Raw genomic sequence first — 15,904 nt, 5'->3', positions numbered from 1 at the left:
GCCCAGAGCACTGGATCAAGGCCCGACCGCACCCTGTTCCTTGGATGGAAAGACAAAATACTTCAGCAGAAAGAAGATCGGGATCGCAATTACCACTCCAAGAACGGCCTGAACCAGGAAGTGGCTGAATCCTAAAGAGGTCGTCGCCCACTCCAACAGAACCAGATTCAACGCCAACGCGAATATGTAGACGCCCATATAGCGCACGAACTGCCAGTTCAGATGATCGCGATCCCGGAAGACAAATGCCTTGTTGAACCAGAACGCATAGACCATTCCGAAAACAAAGACGATCACCACGGCGGTCTTGGACCCTACCCCAGCCAGCGCGAGCAAGACATAGAGCATATAGTAAACTGCGTTGCTCTTCAGCCCGATGATCACGAACCGGACGGCTTGCAGGCGCGCTCTGTCGTCAGCGACAAGCGCCTTGAAGGCGCGGGAGAGCGCGCTCGCGCCGGGACCAAGGTCGCTCATTTGCTCTGCGGCTTGCGCGCGATTGCAATCAGGCTGGTGCCGGCCGGAAGCGAATATCCGTTGGAGATCGCGCCGATCTCGAAACCGGACAGCGAGCCGATCAGACGGGAGACGAGCCCCTCCTTGTGATGGGTGACCGCCTGATCTACAGACGTCACTTTCCTCTGACCGAACTTGCTGGGCAGGGTGCGCAGCAAGAACAGCGGCGGAACCAGCAGCAAGAAGAAACCGCTCACCTGTTTGGTGTCAAAGCCGGTTGTTTCAAGCAGTTGGCTTAGACTCTTCCGGCTGTAGCGCCGATAATGTCCGGCATACTCATCATCGGTGGACCAAAGACCCTGACTGGCCGGCACGGTGACGTAGATAAACCCGCCCGGCTCAAGAGCATCCCAGCATTCCCTGAGAAATTTCTTGTCGTCGTCAATATGCTCGATGACGTCGAAGAGGCCGATCGCCGGCAGGCTGCCTGCAACAAAGAGGTCCGCGGACAAGGCCGCATTGATCACCGTAAGGCCACGCCGAGACGCGACATTGGCACCCTCGCTACCAGGCTCGACGACAACCGCGTCGCAACCAGCCTGTTTCAGGCCAAGCGACACATATCCGTTTCCGCCGCCAATCTCGAAGAAAGCCTTACCATTCGAAAAGCGATTGACTGCGCTGGTAACTATCTTGTTGCGATGCCTGAACCAGAACGATGTCTCTTCAACCTTTGCGAGAGCAAGGTGAGCTTCCTGGGGATAGGAGACGGCTGCAACATCCGTCACGCACCAGAAATCGGGACGCACCTCTGAAACACCCGCCGAATGTCTATTTAGGAAGGACGCAACATCGGTCTTAACGACGGCTGAAGCCATAACGCACAATACCCGTTCAAATGAGGTCTCTACCAGCATAGTAGCAACTCATCCTGCCAGTAAAAACTCAATTCGCACGACAATCCTGTCATACGCACGCGACACGTTGGAAACGAGATAACTTTGAAGTTTTGCCTATCGCGTAGTCACAGGACGCGCCGGAACGCCCACAACGAGCGTATGGGCTGCGACATCGCTGACCACTACGGCGCCTGCCCCCGTCCTGGCTCCCTGTGACAGAGTGATATTGTCCTTGATGACGGTACCTGTACCGATGAAGCAGTTGGATCCGGTCGTTACAAAACCGGCAATCGTCACGCCGGGGCCCAGAAAACATCCGTCCCCGACGGATGTATCATGCGCGATGATGCAACCCGTATTCAACAAGCTGTTGCTTCCAACCGATGATTTAGCATCGACGATGCATCGCGGAAACAATACCGCCCCCGAACCAATTGACGCGGTCGCGTGCACATAGGCCGAGGGATGGATCAATGTCGCGAAAGGTACGCTGGCTTCGCCAAGGCTTGCAAAGAGCGACGCACGAAACTGCAGATGATTGTAGCCGATGCCCATGACCACCGCATCAAAATCACCCGCTGCATAGCGGCTCGAAATCGCGTCTAGACGACCGAGCGTCGGCAGGCCATCGACGTTAGATGTGATGGAGTCATCAAAAAAACCGATGGCCCGCAGATCGGAAAAATCCGCGATGTGAGCCAGCAGGGTTCGCCCAAGAACACCAGCGCCAATGATCGCAATTCGTCTGCTCATTGCACGTTCAGCTTTCGCAGGACCACATATAGCGGGCGCGCCTTCACCTCCGTGTAAATCCGTCCGACATAAAGGCCGACAATGCCCAGGATTATCGTCTGGATTCCACCAAAGAAAACGATCGCCACGATCATCGAGGTCCATCCGGACAAGCCGATATCAAAGACCAGCTTCTGGATCGCGGCGTGAAAGGCATATCCGCCGGACAGCACACACATCGCTAGACCGAGAACGACGGTCATTTTCAGAGGTCGATCGCTGAAAGCCAGAATGGCATTAAAAGCCAGTCTCATCTTGCGGGTCATATTGAATTTGGAATGCCCGGCGAAACGCGGACGGTGCGGGATTGTAATAACCGCGCGGCGCATCCCGATATGCATGAACACGCCCTCGATGAAGCGTATCCGCTCCGGATAACGGAGAAATGATTCGGAGAACTTCCGGTTGAACACCCGCATCACCGCAAGATTCTTCGGGATGTCGAGGCCGGTGAGATTGTTCAGCACTAGCCAGAACAATTTCGAGAATAGTGCGTTGAGGAACGTATCTGCCCGTTGCTCGCGAACGCCGAAGACAAGATCGTAGCCTTCGTCCAGCTTCCGGACGAACGTTCCCATCGCTTCCGGAGGGTCCTGAAGATCGGGATCCATGAACATGATGCAATCGCCGCGCGCATGTTCGATGCCCGCGGTGAGAGCGACTTCCTTGCCCTTGTTGCGGGACAGCTGCACCAGCTTGATGCGGGAGTCGATCGATGCATGTTGTTCGATGACGTCAGCCGTTCGGTCGCGACTTCCATCGTCAACGAAGACAATCTCATAGCTCAAGCCCTCCTTTTCCAGGTTCTGGCGAACCTGGCTGATGAACTCGGGAATACACTCTTCCTCGAAATAAACCGCCGTAACAATTGACAGTTTGGGAGGCGATAATTCGCTGACGGACGTCATGACTACTCTCATTTACATCAGGCAGAGTTACCCAAGCCCCGATGTGTTTTCATGTTTCTGTGCGACGTTCAGCGCAAACGGCTCAACATCAGCCGCGGCCCCTCGCCCCAGCCAAGCTGTTTCAACCTGCGTTGGTAGGCATCCACGTCGTATCGTACCCTGCGGTGCACGATGCACCTTGCTTGTGCGTCAAGGATAGCAAAAGACGCATCAGGGTTGTAGTCTCGCGGCTGGCCAACCGATCCCGGATTGATGAGCAACCCCTCACCTGCCTGCACCACCATGGGCCGATGCGTATGCCCGACCACGAGGAACTCATCACGGTCTAACTTGACGTCACCCGTCGCCTTTGCGTCGGGATAGAGATAGGTTTCTTCGTCCCAAGGGCTGGCATGCCGCGTTCTGATCGTGAGCCCATCCACGGACAGGCAGAGCTCTGTGGGAAGCGCCTCAAGCCAACGAAAATTGGCCTCTGACAGGGTCTCCCGCGTCCAGTCCGTCCGATAGTCCTCGCGTCGATCGGTATTTGGCACCAACGCCCCCGTCACATAGGCATCGTGGTTGCCCCGGATGCAGACTGCGCCGATGTCGCGGATCAGCGAGCAAACCTCGTTCGGCTCGGCATAGTAACCAACCAGATCTCCCACGCAGACGATCTGATCGACGTTGCCCATGACAGCAAGCACAGCCTGCAATGCCGGCAGGTTCGCGTGGAGGTCGCCAATCAACCCGATCCGCATCAATGCCACCATCGCATCGGCTCACGCCGATCCTGGATTGCACGGATGTAGTCTTTTAGACCATCCCCAAGGGCAACCTGTGGCGAGAAGCCAATCCTCCGCGCCGCGGAAATATCGATCTCCCAACGTCGCGTCTCCTGGGGGTCCAGATCGCCAATCTGACTAGCCCTCGCGCCCGGGACCATGGATGCAATGCTCTCCGCAAGACTCCGCATCGAGATCGGCCGGCCGGAAGCAACATTGAAAACCCCGCGAATGTCGGTCCTCAATGCAAGCATGGACGCGGAAACGACGTCATCGACATGCACGAAGTCCTGCGACCGCATACCGGGGCCATACCATCCCGGACTGGACAATGTGAGCGCCTTCTCGACCAAACGAGGCAGTACGGTGTGCCCTCGCATGCCCGGCCCGTAGGGCGACGTTACCCTGAAAGACGCGACCGACATCGGACCATTCTGGTAGATGCCGCAGGCAAGCTCTCCTGCCAGCTTGCTCAAGGAATAGGGATCCGTCGGGATCGTCGGATGGCTCTCGCCGATCGGCAAAAACCGAGGCTCCCCAATGACCGATATGCTCGAAAAATAAACGAACCGATTGACCCCCGCTCGCTGGCTACGATCCAGCAGGCGCAAGGTCGCCGTCCCATTGGCTTCTAGGAAAAGACCGGGATCACTTGTTTCCACAAACGGGAGTATGCCACCCGCGTGGAAAACAGCATCGATCTGGCCTGGCTGGCGTATCAGCGTGTCCGCCAGATGAGGATCGAGCAGATCTCCGACAACTACGTCGATCGATTCATGCTTGGGGCGAACTGGCTTTCGGGTGAGGCACAAGACATCGTGCCCTGACTGCACGAGTTTACAGACCAGCTGGCGTCCAATGAATCCGGTTGCTCCTGTAACCAGGCAGCGCATCGATCAGGCCTTTTGACGATCGACTGTTGGAACGTTCGCTAGATCCTGCATGGGCACGAGAATTGTATGAAGTGCACGGATCGCTGCAACATTCGTCTGGTACGGTTGGCGACCGAAATGCTCACCAAACACCTGATTGCGGATGATGATATCCGGCTCGTTCAGACCTGCTTCGGCCCTCACTGCTGCCGTCCCTGAAAAACGGGGATGCACCTCAAATATTTTTATCGTGCCCTTATGGCGCCGCAGCTGAAAGTTTGCTGGCCCCACGATTTCCATTCGACGGGACAACGCCTCGCAGAACTCCTGGATTTCCTTGTCCTCGACGATAAATCCCTGCGAATAGCCCGTCGACAGAGCGTAGTTCTTGCCGCCGATAGAGCGGCTGACGCCGAGGGTCAGGCCGATCAGATTCCGTCGCATGACGATCGAATCGATGATGCTGCCCTCAGAAGCGATGATCACTCCGACCGTATACTCACTCTCGGCGTCGCCGACATATTCCTGAACGATGATCGTGTCCCGATCACCAGGAAAATTCGCGATGTAGTCCTCGACCTCTGCCACATCGGCGAGAATGGCAACATTTCGCGAGCCGCCGGAATTCCCCGACGGCTTGGCGACAACCGGAAAACCAACCTCTTCGACCAGAGCTCTCCAGTTGCCGACCGTACCCGAGCGCGGAACGCCGATCCCCTGCTCATCGAGCCATCGGTAGAGCTTGGCCTTGTCGAAGGCCAGATCGATCACGCTGCGGGAACCAATGATCGGGCGGCAACCCGTCTTCTCGATCTCGTCTCGCGCACCGGAGATCTTGATCAATTCAGCCTCGGTACCGGGCAACAGAACGTCGATCGACTCGCGCTTAATGATGTCGATCAGCGTCGGGATATAGTCAGGCGACGATGCAAGCGGGACGATGTATCGGCTGTCGACGAGATACAGGCCGTAAGAAAACGACACGGCATCCACGCAGACGATGCGATATCTGCCCTGTGTCAGGCTCATTGCGTGCAGCAGTTGATAGCCGACACCCCGGCCGCCCACACCCGTGATCAAGACATTGAGCCTGTGTGTCATTGCTTCGGAATCTCGTAAGGCGACTAGGGCGCTGCAAACTTGCCTGATACGTCAGGATGACGACGGACGACGTCCGTCATCCCGGTTAATGCATCATGATCTCGCCGGAGGACGTCTTGATAGGGATCTCCCGCATCCACTTCTGCTTTTCCCACCAGGACACGTTGTTCCGAAACCAGTCGATCGTCCGCTCAAGTCCGGCGTCCCAATCAACCGACGGCTTCCAGCCGAACATCTTGGCGATCTTGCTGCCATCGCCAGTGTGCCTGGACACCTGGCCAGGACGATCGCCGATATTCACGATCAACCCGGGATCTCCGCCCATCTTGCGAACAATCTGGGCCGCGATATCACCCATTCCGCGATCGACACCGCTCGCGACGTTGAAGACCTCGCCGGCCACCTGCGACACCGGGGCATGCATCAGCACATCGATCGCACTGGCCGTGTCATCCATGTAAACGAAGTCGCGCGCGGCGGAACCGTCGCCATGGACGGTAAGCGGCGACTTGGTCAGCGTGTTGGTGATGAAGCGCGGGATCGCCTTTTCGAGATGCTGCCGCGGGCCGTAATTGTTGAACGGGCGCACGATGACGGCGGGCAATTTGTATGTCGCCCAATATGAGTAGACCAGACGATCGGCACCGCATTTGGCGCTCGCATAGGGGCTCATCGGATTCAACGGATGGTTCTCGTCGATCGACGGGAGTTCAGCCGTGCCATAGACCTCCGAGGTGGAAATATGAATGACGCGCTCGATCCGCTTCGAGTGCTTCAGCACCGCATTCATGATCGTCTGCGTGCCGATCACGTCGGTCTGGAAAAACAGCAGATTGTCGTAGATCGATCGCGTGACGTGTGTTTCCGCCGCGAAATGGACGATGATATCGGATTGTCCAACCAGCGTGTCCATCAGTTCTGCGTTGCAGACATTGCCGTACCAAAAGGCAAAGCGGTCATTGTCGGCCACATTGACGTCAGCCGGCAGGTTCTCGATCGAACCGGCATAGGTCAGTGCATCGACCACGATGATCCGATACTCCGGATAGCGATCATACAGGTATCGGACGAATGCGGACCCAATGAATCCTGCACCACCCGTCACCAGCACGGTCTTGCGCGACTTCTGCAACTCAATACCCCCAGCCATTTTACTCTCCAAAAATCTCAGCGAACGTCAGCCAGCCGCCGCCTGAATACAGCGTTGACGATCAGCGCGAGGCAGCCGACTGCTCTCGCTCGATCATCGGCACGATCTGATTGAGCACGGTCTCAACGACGTGCGTCTGCTCATCCTTCGTCAGGGACGGAAACAGTGGCAGGCTGATCGCGCCAGCGCCCCATGTCTCACTGACAGGATAGGCGTTCGGCGCAAAGCCGTATTTTTCGCGATAATAGGTCACTGTGGGAACCGCGCGATAGTTCACCGTCACGCCGATGCCGTGCTCGCCCAGAACCTGGATGGCGTCGTCCCTGATGGATGGCGGCACGTGGATGACGAACAGATGGCGGGCATGCCGCGAATTACCGATGGTCGACGGCAGCCGGATCGGCGCATCCGCGAAAGCGCGCTCGTAAACGGCAAACAGGTCGTCACGCCGCGGCAGTCGCTGATCGATCGTATCGATCTGCGCCGGGAGCAGGCAGGCGAGCAAATCCGGAAGATTGGCCTTCATTCCCATCTGCTTCATGTCCCAGTGCCGGTAGCCACCGAGCTTGAAGCGGTCGATCGCGCCCGCCGACATGCCGTGCATCCGGGTCTGCAGCAGCCGCTCGTACAGCGCCGTATCATTGGTCACCAGCGCACCGCCCTCGCCGCAGGTGACATTCTTGGTGGCATAGAACGAGAAGATCGCGCAGCTCGAGCGCTTGCCAGGCTTCTCACCATTCAATTCGCCCTCGAAGCAGTGCGCGGCATCTTCGATAATGGTGATATCGGGTCGGTCTTCCAGCGCGTCCTGCAGCGCGGCTATATCGACCATCTGTCCATACAGGTGCACCGGGATGATCGCGCGGGTACGCGGCGTGATCGCTGCGCGAACGCTGTCTGGATTCATCAGCAGGGTCGCGGCGTCGACATCGACGAACACGGCCTTCGCGCCGATCAGCTCGGCCACATTGGCGGTCGCAATGAACGTCTGGGCAGGCACGATGACTTCGTCGCCGGGACCGATATCGAGTGCCAGCAGGGTGGCAACGGCACCATTCGTCCAGCTATTGACGAGCAAGGCATGCTTGGTGCCGAAATACCCGCAAAGCTGATCCTCGACGGCACGACCGACATTTCCCGAGGTCAGAAAAGGGGTTTGCAGAACGCTCGCGACGGCGCCGGCGTCGGCGGCCGCCAGGTCATGCCGATAGAAAGGTACGTTCATCCAGAAGGGTCTCCCCGCCACCATGTTTTCTGCCGCTCTCATACAGCAATTCCCGCGGGAGTCGAAGGCCGAGGCCACCAAAATCCGTGCCATTAACTGGAAATCCCTAGATTCATCATCCGCTTGTGGCCCCCAAGCTCATAAGCCGGTTTGATTGTCGGGCTGAACCGGATATGACATCCCCGGTCTCACAAATGCGTCCTAGCAGGACCGCTCGGGCCCGCTCCTTCGGGAACTCAGATTATGAAAGGGTTAGCTTTGCCGAACGATCACGCGACCTCCAAGCCGCGAACCGTGGAGCGCAGCAGGACCCCGATTTCGCCCTGGGTCAATCTCGAGTCGGTTTCGGCCATCATGCCCGGCGGCACCGAACCCGTGACCTATCACGCGATCGGTCAGGCCGATTACGTCCAGGTGCTGTGCCTGCATGAAAACGGCTCGGTTGTACTGGTCCGGCAATATCGCCCGATCGTCGATTGCTGGACCCTCGAATTCCCCGGCGGGCTGCGGGACGGCGACGAGCCGGCCTGCGAGACCGCCCGCCGCGAGGTTGAGGAAGAGACCGGTCTCACCGTTCTGCACACGGTGAGCCTGCTCGACTGCTTTGCCGACGTCGGCCGGATGACCAACCGCGTCTACGGCTTTGCGGCACTGGTCCGCGGCGACTTTCACCAGACCGAGCCCGGCGTCGAGGCGATGTTCGTGGCCGGCCCCGAATTGCGTCGGCTGGCGAACGAGGGACAGCTCGCAATTCCGGGCAATCTGGGCCTGCTCTATCTGGCCGCGGGCAATCCCGAGCTACCCGCCATATGCGAGCAGCATGGAATTAGCGAACCGCCCTGGATGATGATTTAGATACAAGCTGCGATGCCCCCGTGGCACGACGCCTGCCCAGCATAAGGCCCACCGATGTTCGATAATATCTACAATCATGGCTTCGCACGCGTCGCGGTCTGCATTCCGCAGGTCAAGGTTGCCGAGCCTGCCGCCAATGCGGCCGAGACGATGCGGCTGGCCCGCGAAGCCCATACCATGTCATGCGCCCTCGCCCTGTTCCCGGAACTTGGCATCTCCGCCTACACGAACGAGGATCTGTTTCATCAGGATGCCCTGCTTGAAGCGTCCGCGCGCGAGATCAACGGCATCATCGAGCAGAGCCGCGATCTGATGCCTGTGCTGATCGTCGGAGCGCCCTTTCCTGTTCAGGGTCGCCTGTTCAACTGCGCTTACATCATTCATCGCGGCAAGCTGCTGGGCATCGTCCCAAAATCCTATCTGCCGAACTATCGCGAATTTTACGAAAAACGTCACTTTGCCGCGGGATGGCTGCAAGGGTCGCGCGTCGTACAATTCGCGGGGCAGGATACGCCGTTCGGCACTGACCTGATCTTCTCCGCGAAGGACATGCCCGACTTCGCTATCCATGTGGAAATCTGCGAGGATGTCTGGACCGCTGTCCCGCCGTCGACTTTCGGCGCGCTCGCCGGGGCGACCGTTCTAGCCAATCTCTCGGCGTCCAACATCACCGTCGGCAAAGCCGACAACCGCCGGATGCTGTGCCGTTCACAGTCCGCGCGGTGCATTGCCGCCTATCTGTACTCCGCATCAGGCCCCGGCGAATCCACCACCGATCTGGCGTGGGATGGACAGGCAGCCGTGTTCGAGCTTGGCGAGCAGCTCGCGGAAGCCGAGCGCTTCCCGCAGGAGTCCCAACTCATCACCGCGGATATCGATCTTGAGCGGCTGCGTCAGGAACGCATGCGTGTCGGATCGTGGGGCGATTGTGCGGACTCACAGTCCGACAAGGTGACAGCCTTCCGGAAAATCGAATTCGCACTTGCGCCTCCCGTGGAGGACCGCGTCTGCCTGAACCGAGCCATCAACCGGTTTCCGTTCGTGCCGGACGACGCCAAGCTGCTGGATGAAAGCTGCTACGAGGCTTTCAACATCCAGGTCCACGGTCTGGTCACGCGCCTGCGCGCGACCGGAATGACCAAGGTCGTCCTCGGAATTTCCGGCGGACTGGACTCGACCCACGCTCTCATTGTCGCCGCCAGGGCGTTCGATCGTCTGAACCTGCCACGTCAGAATATCCTCTGCTACACATTACCGGGCTTCGCGACGTCCAAGCACACCAAGACCAACGCGCATGCCCTAATGAGCGCCATGGGTGTGAGCGCCGAGGAAATCGATATCACGCCGGCGTCACGACAGATGCTGAGTGACATCGCACATCCAAATTCCAAGGGATTGCCTGACTATGACGTGACGTTCGAGAACGTTCAGGCCGGCGCCCGCACCTCCTTACTGTTCCGCCTCGCCAACTTTCACAATGGCATCGTCGTCGGCACCGGCGACTTGTCCGAACTGGCGCTCGGCTGGTGCACCTATGGCGTCGGCGATCACATGTCGCACTACAACGTCAATGCGTCAGTCCCAAAAACACTGATCCAGCATCTGATCCGTTGGGTCGGCGACCGCCGGGAATTCGGCGACAGCGCATCGACCATCCTGCGGTCGATCCTTGCCACCGAGATTTCGCCCGAGCTGGTTCCCGGTGACGGTGACCGTCCTGCGCAAAGCACCGAACAGATTGTGGGCCCGTATGCCCTGCAGGACTTCAACCTCTACTACATCACACGATTTGGCTTCCGGCCGAGCAAGGTCGCCTTCCTGTCCTGGAACGCATGGCGCGATGCGAAGGCGGGCGAGTGGCCGCCCGGCATGCTGGAGCAGGACAAGCACTCATTCGAATTGACGGTCGTCAAGAAGTGGCTGCGGACGTTTCTGTATCGATTCTTTCAGATCAGCCAGTTCAAACGCTCGGCCATTCCGAACGGCCCCAAGGTCGCATCAGGCGGCTCACTATCGCCGCGCGGCGACTGGCGCGCACCCAGCGATTCCTCGGCCAGGATCTGGACTGCGGAACTCGACGCAAATGTTCCGGATGAGGCCTGACGACGTCTAGTCAGGCCTGCTTGCATTGGCTTCGTCATTGCGGCAGTGGTATCAAATGGCTACCAAAACGGTGTCCGGCTGGCCGCTTCAAAAGACATTTTGACAAGGCTCTTTGAGAGATCTGCAGTTGTTCGGACGCGTCCCACCCATCTTTCAGAATCTTGCCCGGCGACGCTACGGCGCTGCGCTGATCAGCGCCGGCATTCCGCTCGGCCTTGTCCAGCGACTTAACAAGGCATCAGGGCGCGGCACTACAGCAGAGCGCGGCGCGCGCCTTGCACGTTTCCTGACAGTCAAGTCGCTGGTTCGCGCCGGGCTGATGAAGCAGCCGGTGCCGATCAATCCGCGGGTCAAATCCGCGGGCGCATTGCAGGCAGCCGTCCCGTATGTCGGCGGCCGCACGCAGATCCGCGCGGTGCATCAGTTTCATTCCGGATCCGCCGTCGGCGACGCGGTGACGAACTCGCTCTTTCTGGTTCAGCGCCTTCTGCGTGGTCTCGGCTATGAGAGCGAAATCTTCGTCGAGCACCGCGACCCGAGATTGTCCGACGTGCTTTTTCTGGCGGACGACCTGCCCAATCACGACGACTACGTTCTGATTGTCCATCACTCGATGGGTCATGGCATTCTCGACTTCATCCTGTCGCTCGATGCCCGCAAGATCCTGATGTATCACAACGTGACGCCGCCAGAGTTTCTCGGCGATGCGCCATGGATGATCCCCTATTCCGAACTAGGCCGACGGCAACTGGTCGAGATGCGTCCACATATGCTGGCTGCGCTTGCGGACAGCGAGTTCAACATGCTGGAGCTGCAGCGCTGCGGTTACGAGAGCCCCGCGGTCAGTTCGCTTCTGTTCAATCTCGACACGTTGCGGCCGCGTGACGCCGGGCAGCCTCCTGCCAAACCGGACGTGACGGAAGCCGATCCGTTTACGGTGCTGTTCGTCGGGCGGGTGACGAAGTCAAAGGGACAGGCCGATCTCGTCGACGCCTTCGCCGAATTCGCACGACGATATGCTCGGCCATCGCGCCTTGTCATCGTCGGACGCTTCGACTCGATAGAGGACGCCTACCCCGCCGAAATTCGCCGCCGCGCCGCGCATCATCATCTGGATGAGCGCGTCATCCTGACAGGCGGCGTCTCCGATGAGGAACTGCATCGCTGGTTCAATACGGCCCATGCCTATGTATCCCTGAGCTACCACGAGGGCTTCGGGGTTCCGCTGATCGAGGCCATGGCGCACAGCCTGCCGGTCATTGCATGGCCCTGTTCCGCGATCGCCTATACGATCGCGGATGCAGCCATCTCTTTGACCAAACGTTCTGCCAATGCGGTGGCGGACGCTTTGATGCAACTCGCAACAGATCAGGACTTTCGGGACCGGGTCGTCGCACGCCAGCTCGCCTTCATTAGTCGATATGAGCTTGACCGTCATGTCCCGGCGCTGCTGCGCGCACTGGCAGCAGCCGGCGCGAGACTACCGCTCGACCCCGATACGAGGCGTGGGATATTCCGCAATCTGCACACAACATTCGTCGGCCATGTACAAGGCGCCTACAGCCTCGCCGCCGTGAATCGGTCCATGGCGACGACGATGGAAGCTGAACGTCCGGGCCACCAGCGCGTCATCCCCTGGGAGAACGGCCCCGTCGCCGACTTCGGCGGGGGATCGGCGGCGCAGGCCAACATCATCGCATCGCTGGCGTCACGCGACGAGCCGCCAACAGAACCGCAGATCGTCATCAGCCAGCATTACCCCATTCACGTGCCGGACGTGCCCGGGCACAAGTTTGCGATGCTGTTCTGGGAAGAGTCCCTGCTGCCGCCAGCCATCGTGCAGGCGCTCAATGAGGACTTCGAGGCCATCCTGGCTCCAACCACATTCGTCACGAAGTCGCTGATCGACTCCGGCGTCTGGCGTCCGATCCTCGATGTGGGCTATTCGCCCGACCTGAGCGGCTATCGCAAGATCGGCCTTGAGCGATCCGCAACGCCTGCCGAACGGCCGTTCACCTTCTTGCACGTGTCGTCCTGCTTTCCCCGAAAGGGCGCAGATGTCCTCATCGCCGCCTATGCGAAAGCTTTTCGCCGGGAAGACACGGTGCGGCTGGTCATCAAGACCTTCTCCAATCCTCATAACGACATCGCCGAACAGGTCGCCAAACTGAGACGGGAAGATCCGGAGATCGCGGATATCACCGTGATCGAACAGGACTTCGACGACGATCAGATGCTCGCGCTGTTTCGCGAAGCCGACGCCATGGTGCTGCCGACCCGCGGCGAAGGCTTCAACCTTCCGGCCGCGGAAGCCATGGCGGCAGGCATGCCGTTGATTGTCACCGGCTATGGCGGCCACGCGGACTTCACGTCATCGGACAATTGCCGCTTCGTGGCATTCCATTTCGCGCGCTCGGCAAGCCACGTCGCCGACAATTCATCCTTGTGGGTCGAGCCGAACCTCGACGACCTCACAGCCGCCTTCCGTGAAATCCACCAGGAGCGTCTCGACAGCAACAGTGCATCGAGGCTGAAGGCTCGGCGCGCGGCTAGCGATATCGAACGCTCATTGGCGCGGGCGCCGTGGGTCGAACGTCTGGTGGACGGCGCCATTGACGTCATCTCCACATCCGCCAAAGCACTGCGCGTCGGCTGGATATCGACCTGGGACGTGAAATGCGGCGTGGCCGAGTATTCGCGCTTCCTGCTCGACAGAATGATTGAGAAGACCGCTCCGGACGCGATCAGGCTCACGATCCTGAGCGACGACCGGACACCAGCCAAAGACGGTGCCACCAGACCGCAGATCGTTCCCGCATGGACCATGCTCGAAGAGAGCGGCGTCATGGATCGTCTGGCGCGCAGCGTGTCAGTCAGCGATCCTGAGGTTCTTGTCATTCAGCACCAGCCCGGCCTGATATCCTGGCAGGACCTCGCAAAGCTGCTCCGGGACACACGCCTTGCCACGCGGGTCACGGTCGTCGTGCTGCACTCTGTCCCGACCCTCGCAAAGCTCCCTGAAGACGAACGAAACTCGATCATCGCGGCGCTTCGCCGCTCGACGCGCGTTCTCGTTCACCAAATCGCAGACCTCAATCGCCTCAAGGATTGGGGCCTGATCGGCAACGTCACATACTTCCCGCATGGCGCACCGGAGCGTTTCAATGCTTCCGAAGCTCGCCAACTGACTGGAAGCAGCGCACCGGTCATCGGCTCTTATGGCTTCTTCCTGCCCGGCAAGGGGCTATCGAAACTCATCCACGCTTTGGTCAACCTCAGGCAGAAATGGCCGAACATTCGGCTGCGGCTCGTCAACGCCGAGTATGAATCGGCGACATCCACAGACGAAATCGCGCGCTGCAAGGCGCTGGCAAAAACACTTGGCGTGTTTGAACTGATCGAGTGGAAGACTGATTTCCAGACCGACAACAGCAGCCTTGCCCAGCTCACAGAGTGCGACCTGTTGATCCTCCCCTATGATGAGAGCCCGGAATCCGCCAGCGGCGCCGTGCGCATTGCGCTGGCCAGCGGCACTCCCGTTGCTGTCACGCCCGCGGCCATCTTCGACGAGCTGGGGACCGCAGTCGTCAGGTTCGATGGATTTGAGCAGCACGCCGTCGACCGCGGCATCGCGCAATTGCTGGGCGATCACGATGCGAGGAAAGAGATGCAAACCAATGCGGCCACATGGCTAGCGCAGCGCAACTGGCAGGTTCTGGCGAGCCGCTTGAACGGCATGCTGCGCGGGCTCCATGCGAGCCGCGCCAAAGACCGGTCCTAGCCGCTCCGCAGGATACGGATCCGCTCATTCACCATCATGTCGACCAGCGCGTCGAAACTGACTTTCGGTTTCCATCCAAGCCGCGCAGTCAGCTTTGACGCGTCGGCCTGGGTAAAGGGTGTGTCGACGTTGCGCTCCAGCGCCTGATCGACGACCACGTGGTCCTCCCAGTTGAGGCCGACATGACAAAACGCCTGCTCGCAGAATTGCGCGATCGAGCGACTCTCGCCCGTGCCGATGATGTAGTCGTCGGGCTGGCTGCTGGTAACGATCAGATGCATCGCCACCACGACATCGCCAGCGAAACCGAAATCCCTGCGAACATGGATATTGCCGAGATGCAGCTTGCCTTCGGCAACGATCGGCCGCTCGCGTTCATCCAGCTCACGAGTCTCCCGCATTCCCAACGAGATAGCCGCCACCGCATGGGCAATTTTCTGCGACACAAAACTGAGCCCGCGACGCGGGCTTTCGTGATTAAACAGAATGCCGCATGACGCGTGCAAACCTCGCTGTTTACGAAATGCACCGACGGTCCGATGCGCGAACGCCTTCGATATTCCATAGGGCGACTGCGGATTGAACGGCGTGGCTTCGCTCTGGGCTTGCCCATGTTCGCCATCGAACATTTCAGACGTCGAGGCTTGAAATAGCCGGCATGACGAACCTGCCTGAGCCAGCAGGTCGCAAATGCGCTGCGGCACCAGAGCGTTCAGAACTGCCGTCTGCTCCGGGTACTGCCACGACAATCCCGGGCGCGTGATCGCTGCAAGATTGTAGATCTCATCGGGCGAGGTCTCGCCGATCAATCGCTTCAGAAATTCGCCGTCAGCGATGTCGCCGGAGTGCCAGGTGATCGCCGGTCCGGTTTCGACAGCTGCGGCCGGATCGCGTGACTGTGCGTGCACGTGATAGCCACGCTCAAGCAACAGCTCGATCAAATAGCTGCCGTCCTGTCCGGACGCACCGGTCACCAAAGCTGTCTTGCTCAACGGTCG

General features: G+C 59.3%; 13 protein-coding genes. 3 read left to right on the top strand and 10 right to left on the bottom strand.

Annotated elements, in window-relative coordinates:
- Positions 1-15 precede the first annotated feature (15 nt).
- From AB8A50_RS01465 to AB8A50_RS01425, 9 genes are all read right to left on the bottom strand, one after another.
- A complete protein-coding gene (locus AB8A50_RS01465) occupies positions 16-477 on the bottom strand; it encodes a GtrA family protein (protein WP_439076514.1) in 462 nt (153 codons plus the stop codon).
- Positions 474-1,373, bottom strand: coding sequence for a class I SAM-dependent methyltransferase (locus AB8A50_RS01460; protein WP_439076513.1), 900 nt, complete (start codon positions 1,371-1,373; stop codon positions 474-476). The genes AB8A50_RS01465 and AB8A50_RS01460 overlap by 4 nt, the downstream gene beginning before the upstream one ends.
- A gap of 96 nt (positions 1,374-1,469) precedes the next feature.
- On the bottom strand, positions 1,470-2,108 hold the full coding sequence (locus AB8A50_RS01455; protein WP_439076512.1) for an acetyltransferase: 639 nt from the start codon (positions 2,106-2,108) through the stop codon (positions 1,470-1,472).
- Positions 2,105-3,055: a glycosyltransferase family 2 protein gene (locus AB8A50_RS01450; protein WP_439076511.1), complete on the bottom strand. Its 951-nt coding sequence runs from the start codon at positions 3,053-3,055 to the stop codon at positions 2,105-2,107. Before AB8A50_RS01450 ends, AB8A50_RS01455 begins: the two co-directional genes overlap by 4 nt.
- A 68-nt stretch (positions 3,056-3,123) precedes the next feature.
- Positions 3,124-3,807: a metallophosphoesterase family protein gene (locus AB8A50_RS01445; protein WP_439076510.1), complete on the bottom strand. Its 684-nt coding sequence runs from the start codon at positions 3,805-3,807 to the stop codon at positions 3,124-3,126.
- Positions 3,795-4,712, bottom strand: a complete 918-nt coding sequence (locus AB8A50_RS01440) for an NAD-dependent epimerase/dehydratase family protein (RefSeq protein ID WP_439076509.1) — start codon at positions 4,710-4,712, stop codon at positions 3,795-3,797. Before AB8A50_RS01440 ends, AB8A50_RS01445 begins: the two co-directional genes overlap by 13 nt.
- Before the next feature lie 3 nt (positions 4,713-4,715).
- Positions 4,716-5,792, bottom strand: coding sequence for an ATP-grasp domain-containing protein (locus AB8A50_RS01435; protein WP_439076508.1), 1,077 nt, complete (start codon positions 5,790-5,792; stop codon positions 4,716-4,718).
- Positions 5,793-5,877: 85 nt separating this feature from the next.
- Positions 5,878-6,942, bottom strand: coding sequence for a dTDP-glucose 4,6-dehydratase (locus tag AB8A50_RS01430; protein ID WP_439076507.1), 1,065 nt, complete (start codon positions 6,940-6,942; stop codon positions 5,878-5,880).
- Positions 6,943-7,003: 61 nt separating this feature from the next.
- On the bottom strand, positions 7,004-8,167 hold the full coding sequence (locus AB8A50_RS01425) for a DegT/DnrJ/EryC1/StrS family aminotransferase (protein ID WP_439076506.1): 1,164 nt from the start codon (positions 8,165-8,167) through the stop codon (positions 7,004-7,006).
- A gap of 243 nt (positions 8,168-8,410) precedes the next feature.
- Between AB8A50_RS01425 and AB8A50_RS01420 the strand changes: the two genes are divergently transcribed.
- The 3 genes from AB8A50_RS01420 to AB8A50_RS01410 all read left to right on the top strand — a co-directional run bounded on the left by AB8A50_RS01420 (position 8,411) and on the right by AB8A50_RS01410 (position 14,906).
- Complete coding sequence (locus AB8A50_RS01420; protein ID WP_439076505.1) at positions 8,411-9,022, top strand: NUDIX hydrolase; 612 nt, start codon at positions 8,411-8,413, stop codon at positions 9,020-9,022.
- 54 nt (positions 9,023-9,076) lie between these two features.
- Positions 9,077-11,125 (top strand): NAD(+) synthase, encoded by a 2,049-nt coding sequence (locus tag AB8A50_RS01415; protein ID WP_439076504.1) that lies wholly within the window; start codon positions 9,077-9,079, stop codon positions 11,123-11,125.
- A 127-nt stretch (positions 11,126-11,252) separates the two neighbouring features.
- Positions 11,253-14,906 carry a glycosyltransferase gene (locus AB8A50_RS01410; protein ID WP_439076503.1) on the top strand — a complete coding sequence of 1,218 codons (3,654 nt, stop codon included), beginning with the start codon at positions 11,253-11,255 and terminating at the stop codon, positions 14,904-14,906.
- Here AB8A50_RS01410 and AB8A50_RS01405 read toward each other — a convergent pair.
- Positions 14,903-15,898 carry a GDP-mannose 4,6-dehydratase gene (locus AB8A50_RS01405; RefSeq protein ID WP_439076502.1) on the bottom strand — a complete coding sequence of 332 codons (996 nt, stop codon included), beginning with the start codon at positions 15,896-15,898 and terminating at the stop codon, positions 14,903-14,905. The two genes, AB8A50_RS01410 and AB8A50_RS01405, sit on opposite strands and share 4 nt — an antisense overlap.
- Positions 15,899-15,904: the final 6 nt, after the last annotated feature.

This window comes from Tardiphaga sp. 841_E9_N1_2, from assembly GCF_051811065.1.
GTDB lineage: Bacteria > Pseudomonadota > Alphaproteobacteria > Rhizobiales > Xanthobacteraceae > Tardiphaga > Tardiphaga robiniae.
Note: the sequence above shows the minus strand (reverse complement) of the source record. Positions and strands in the feature narration are given on the sequence as shown.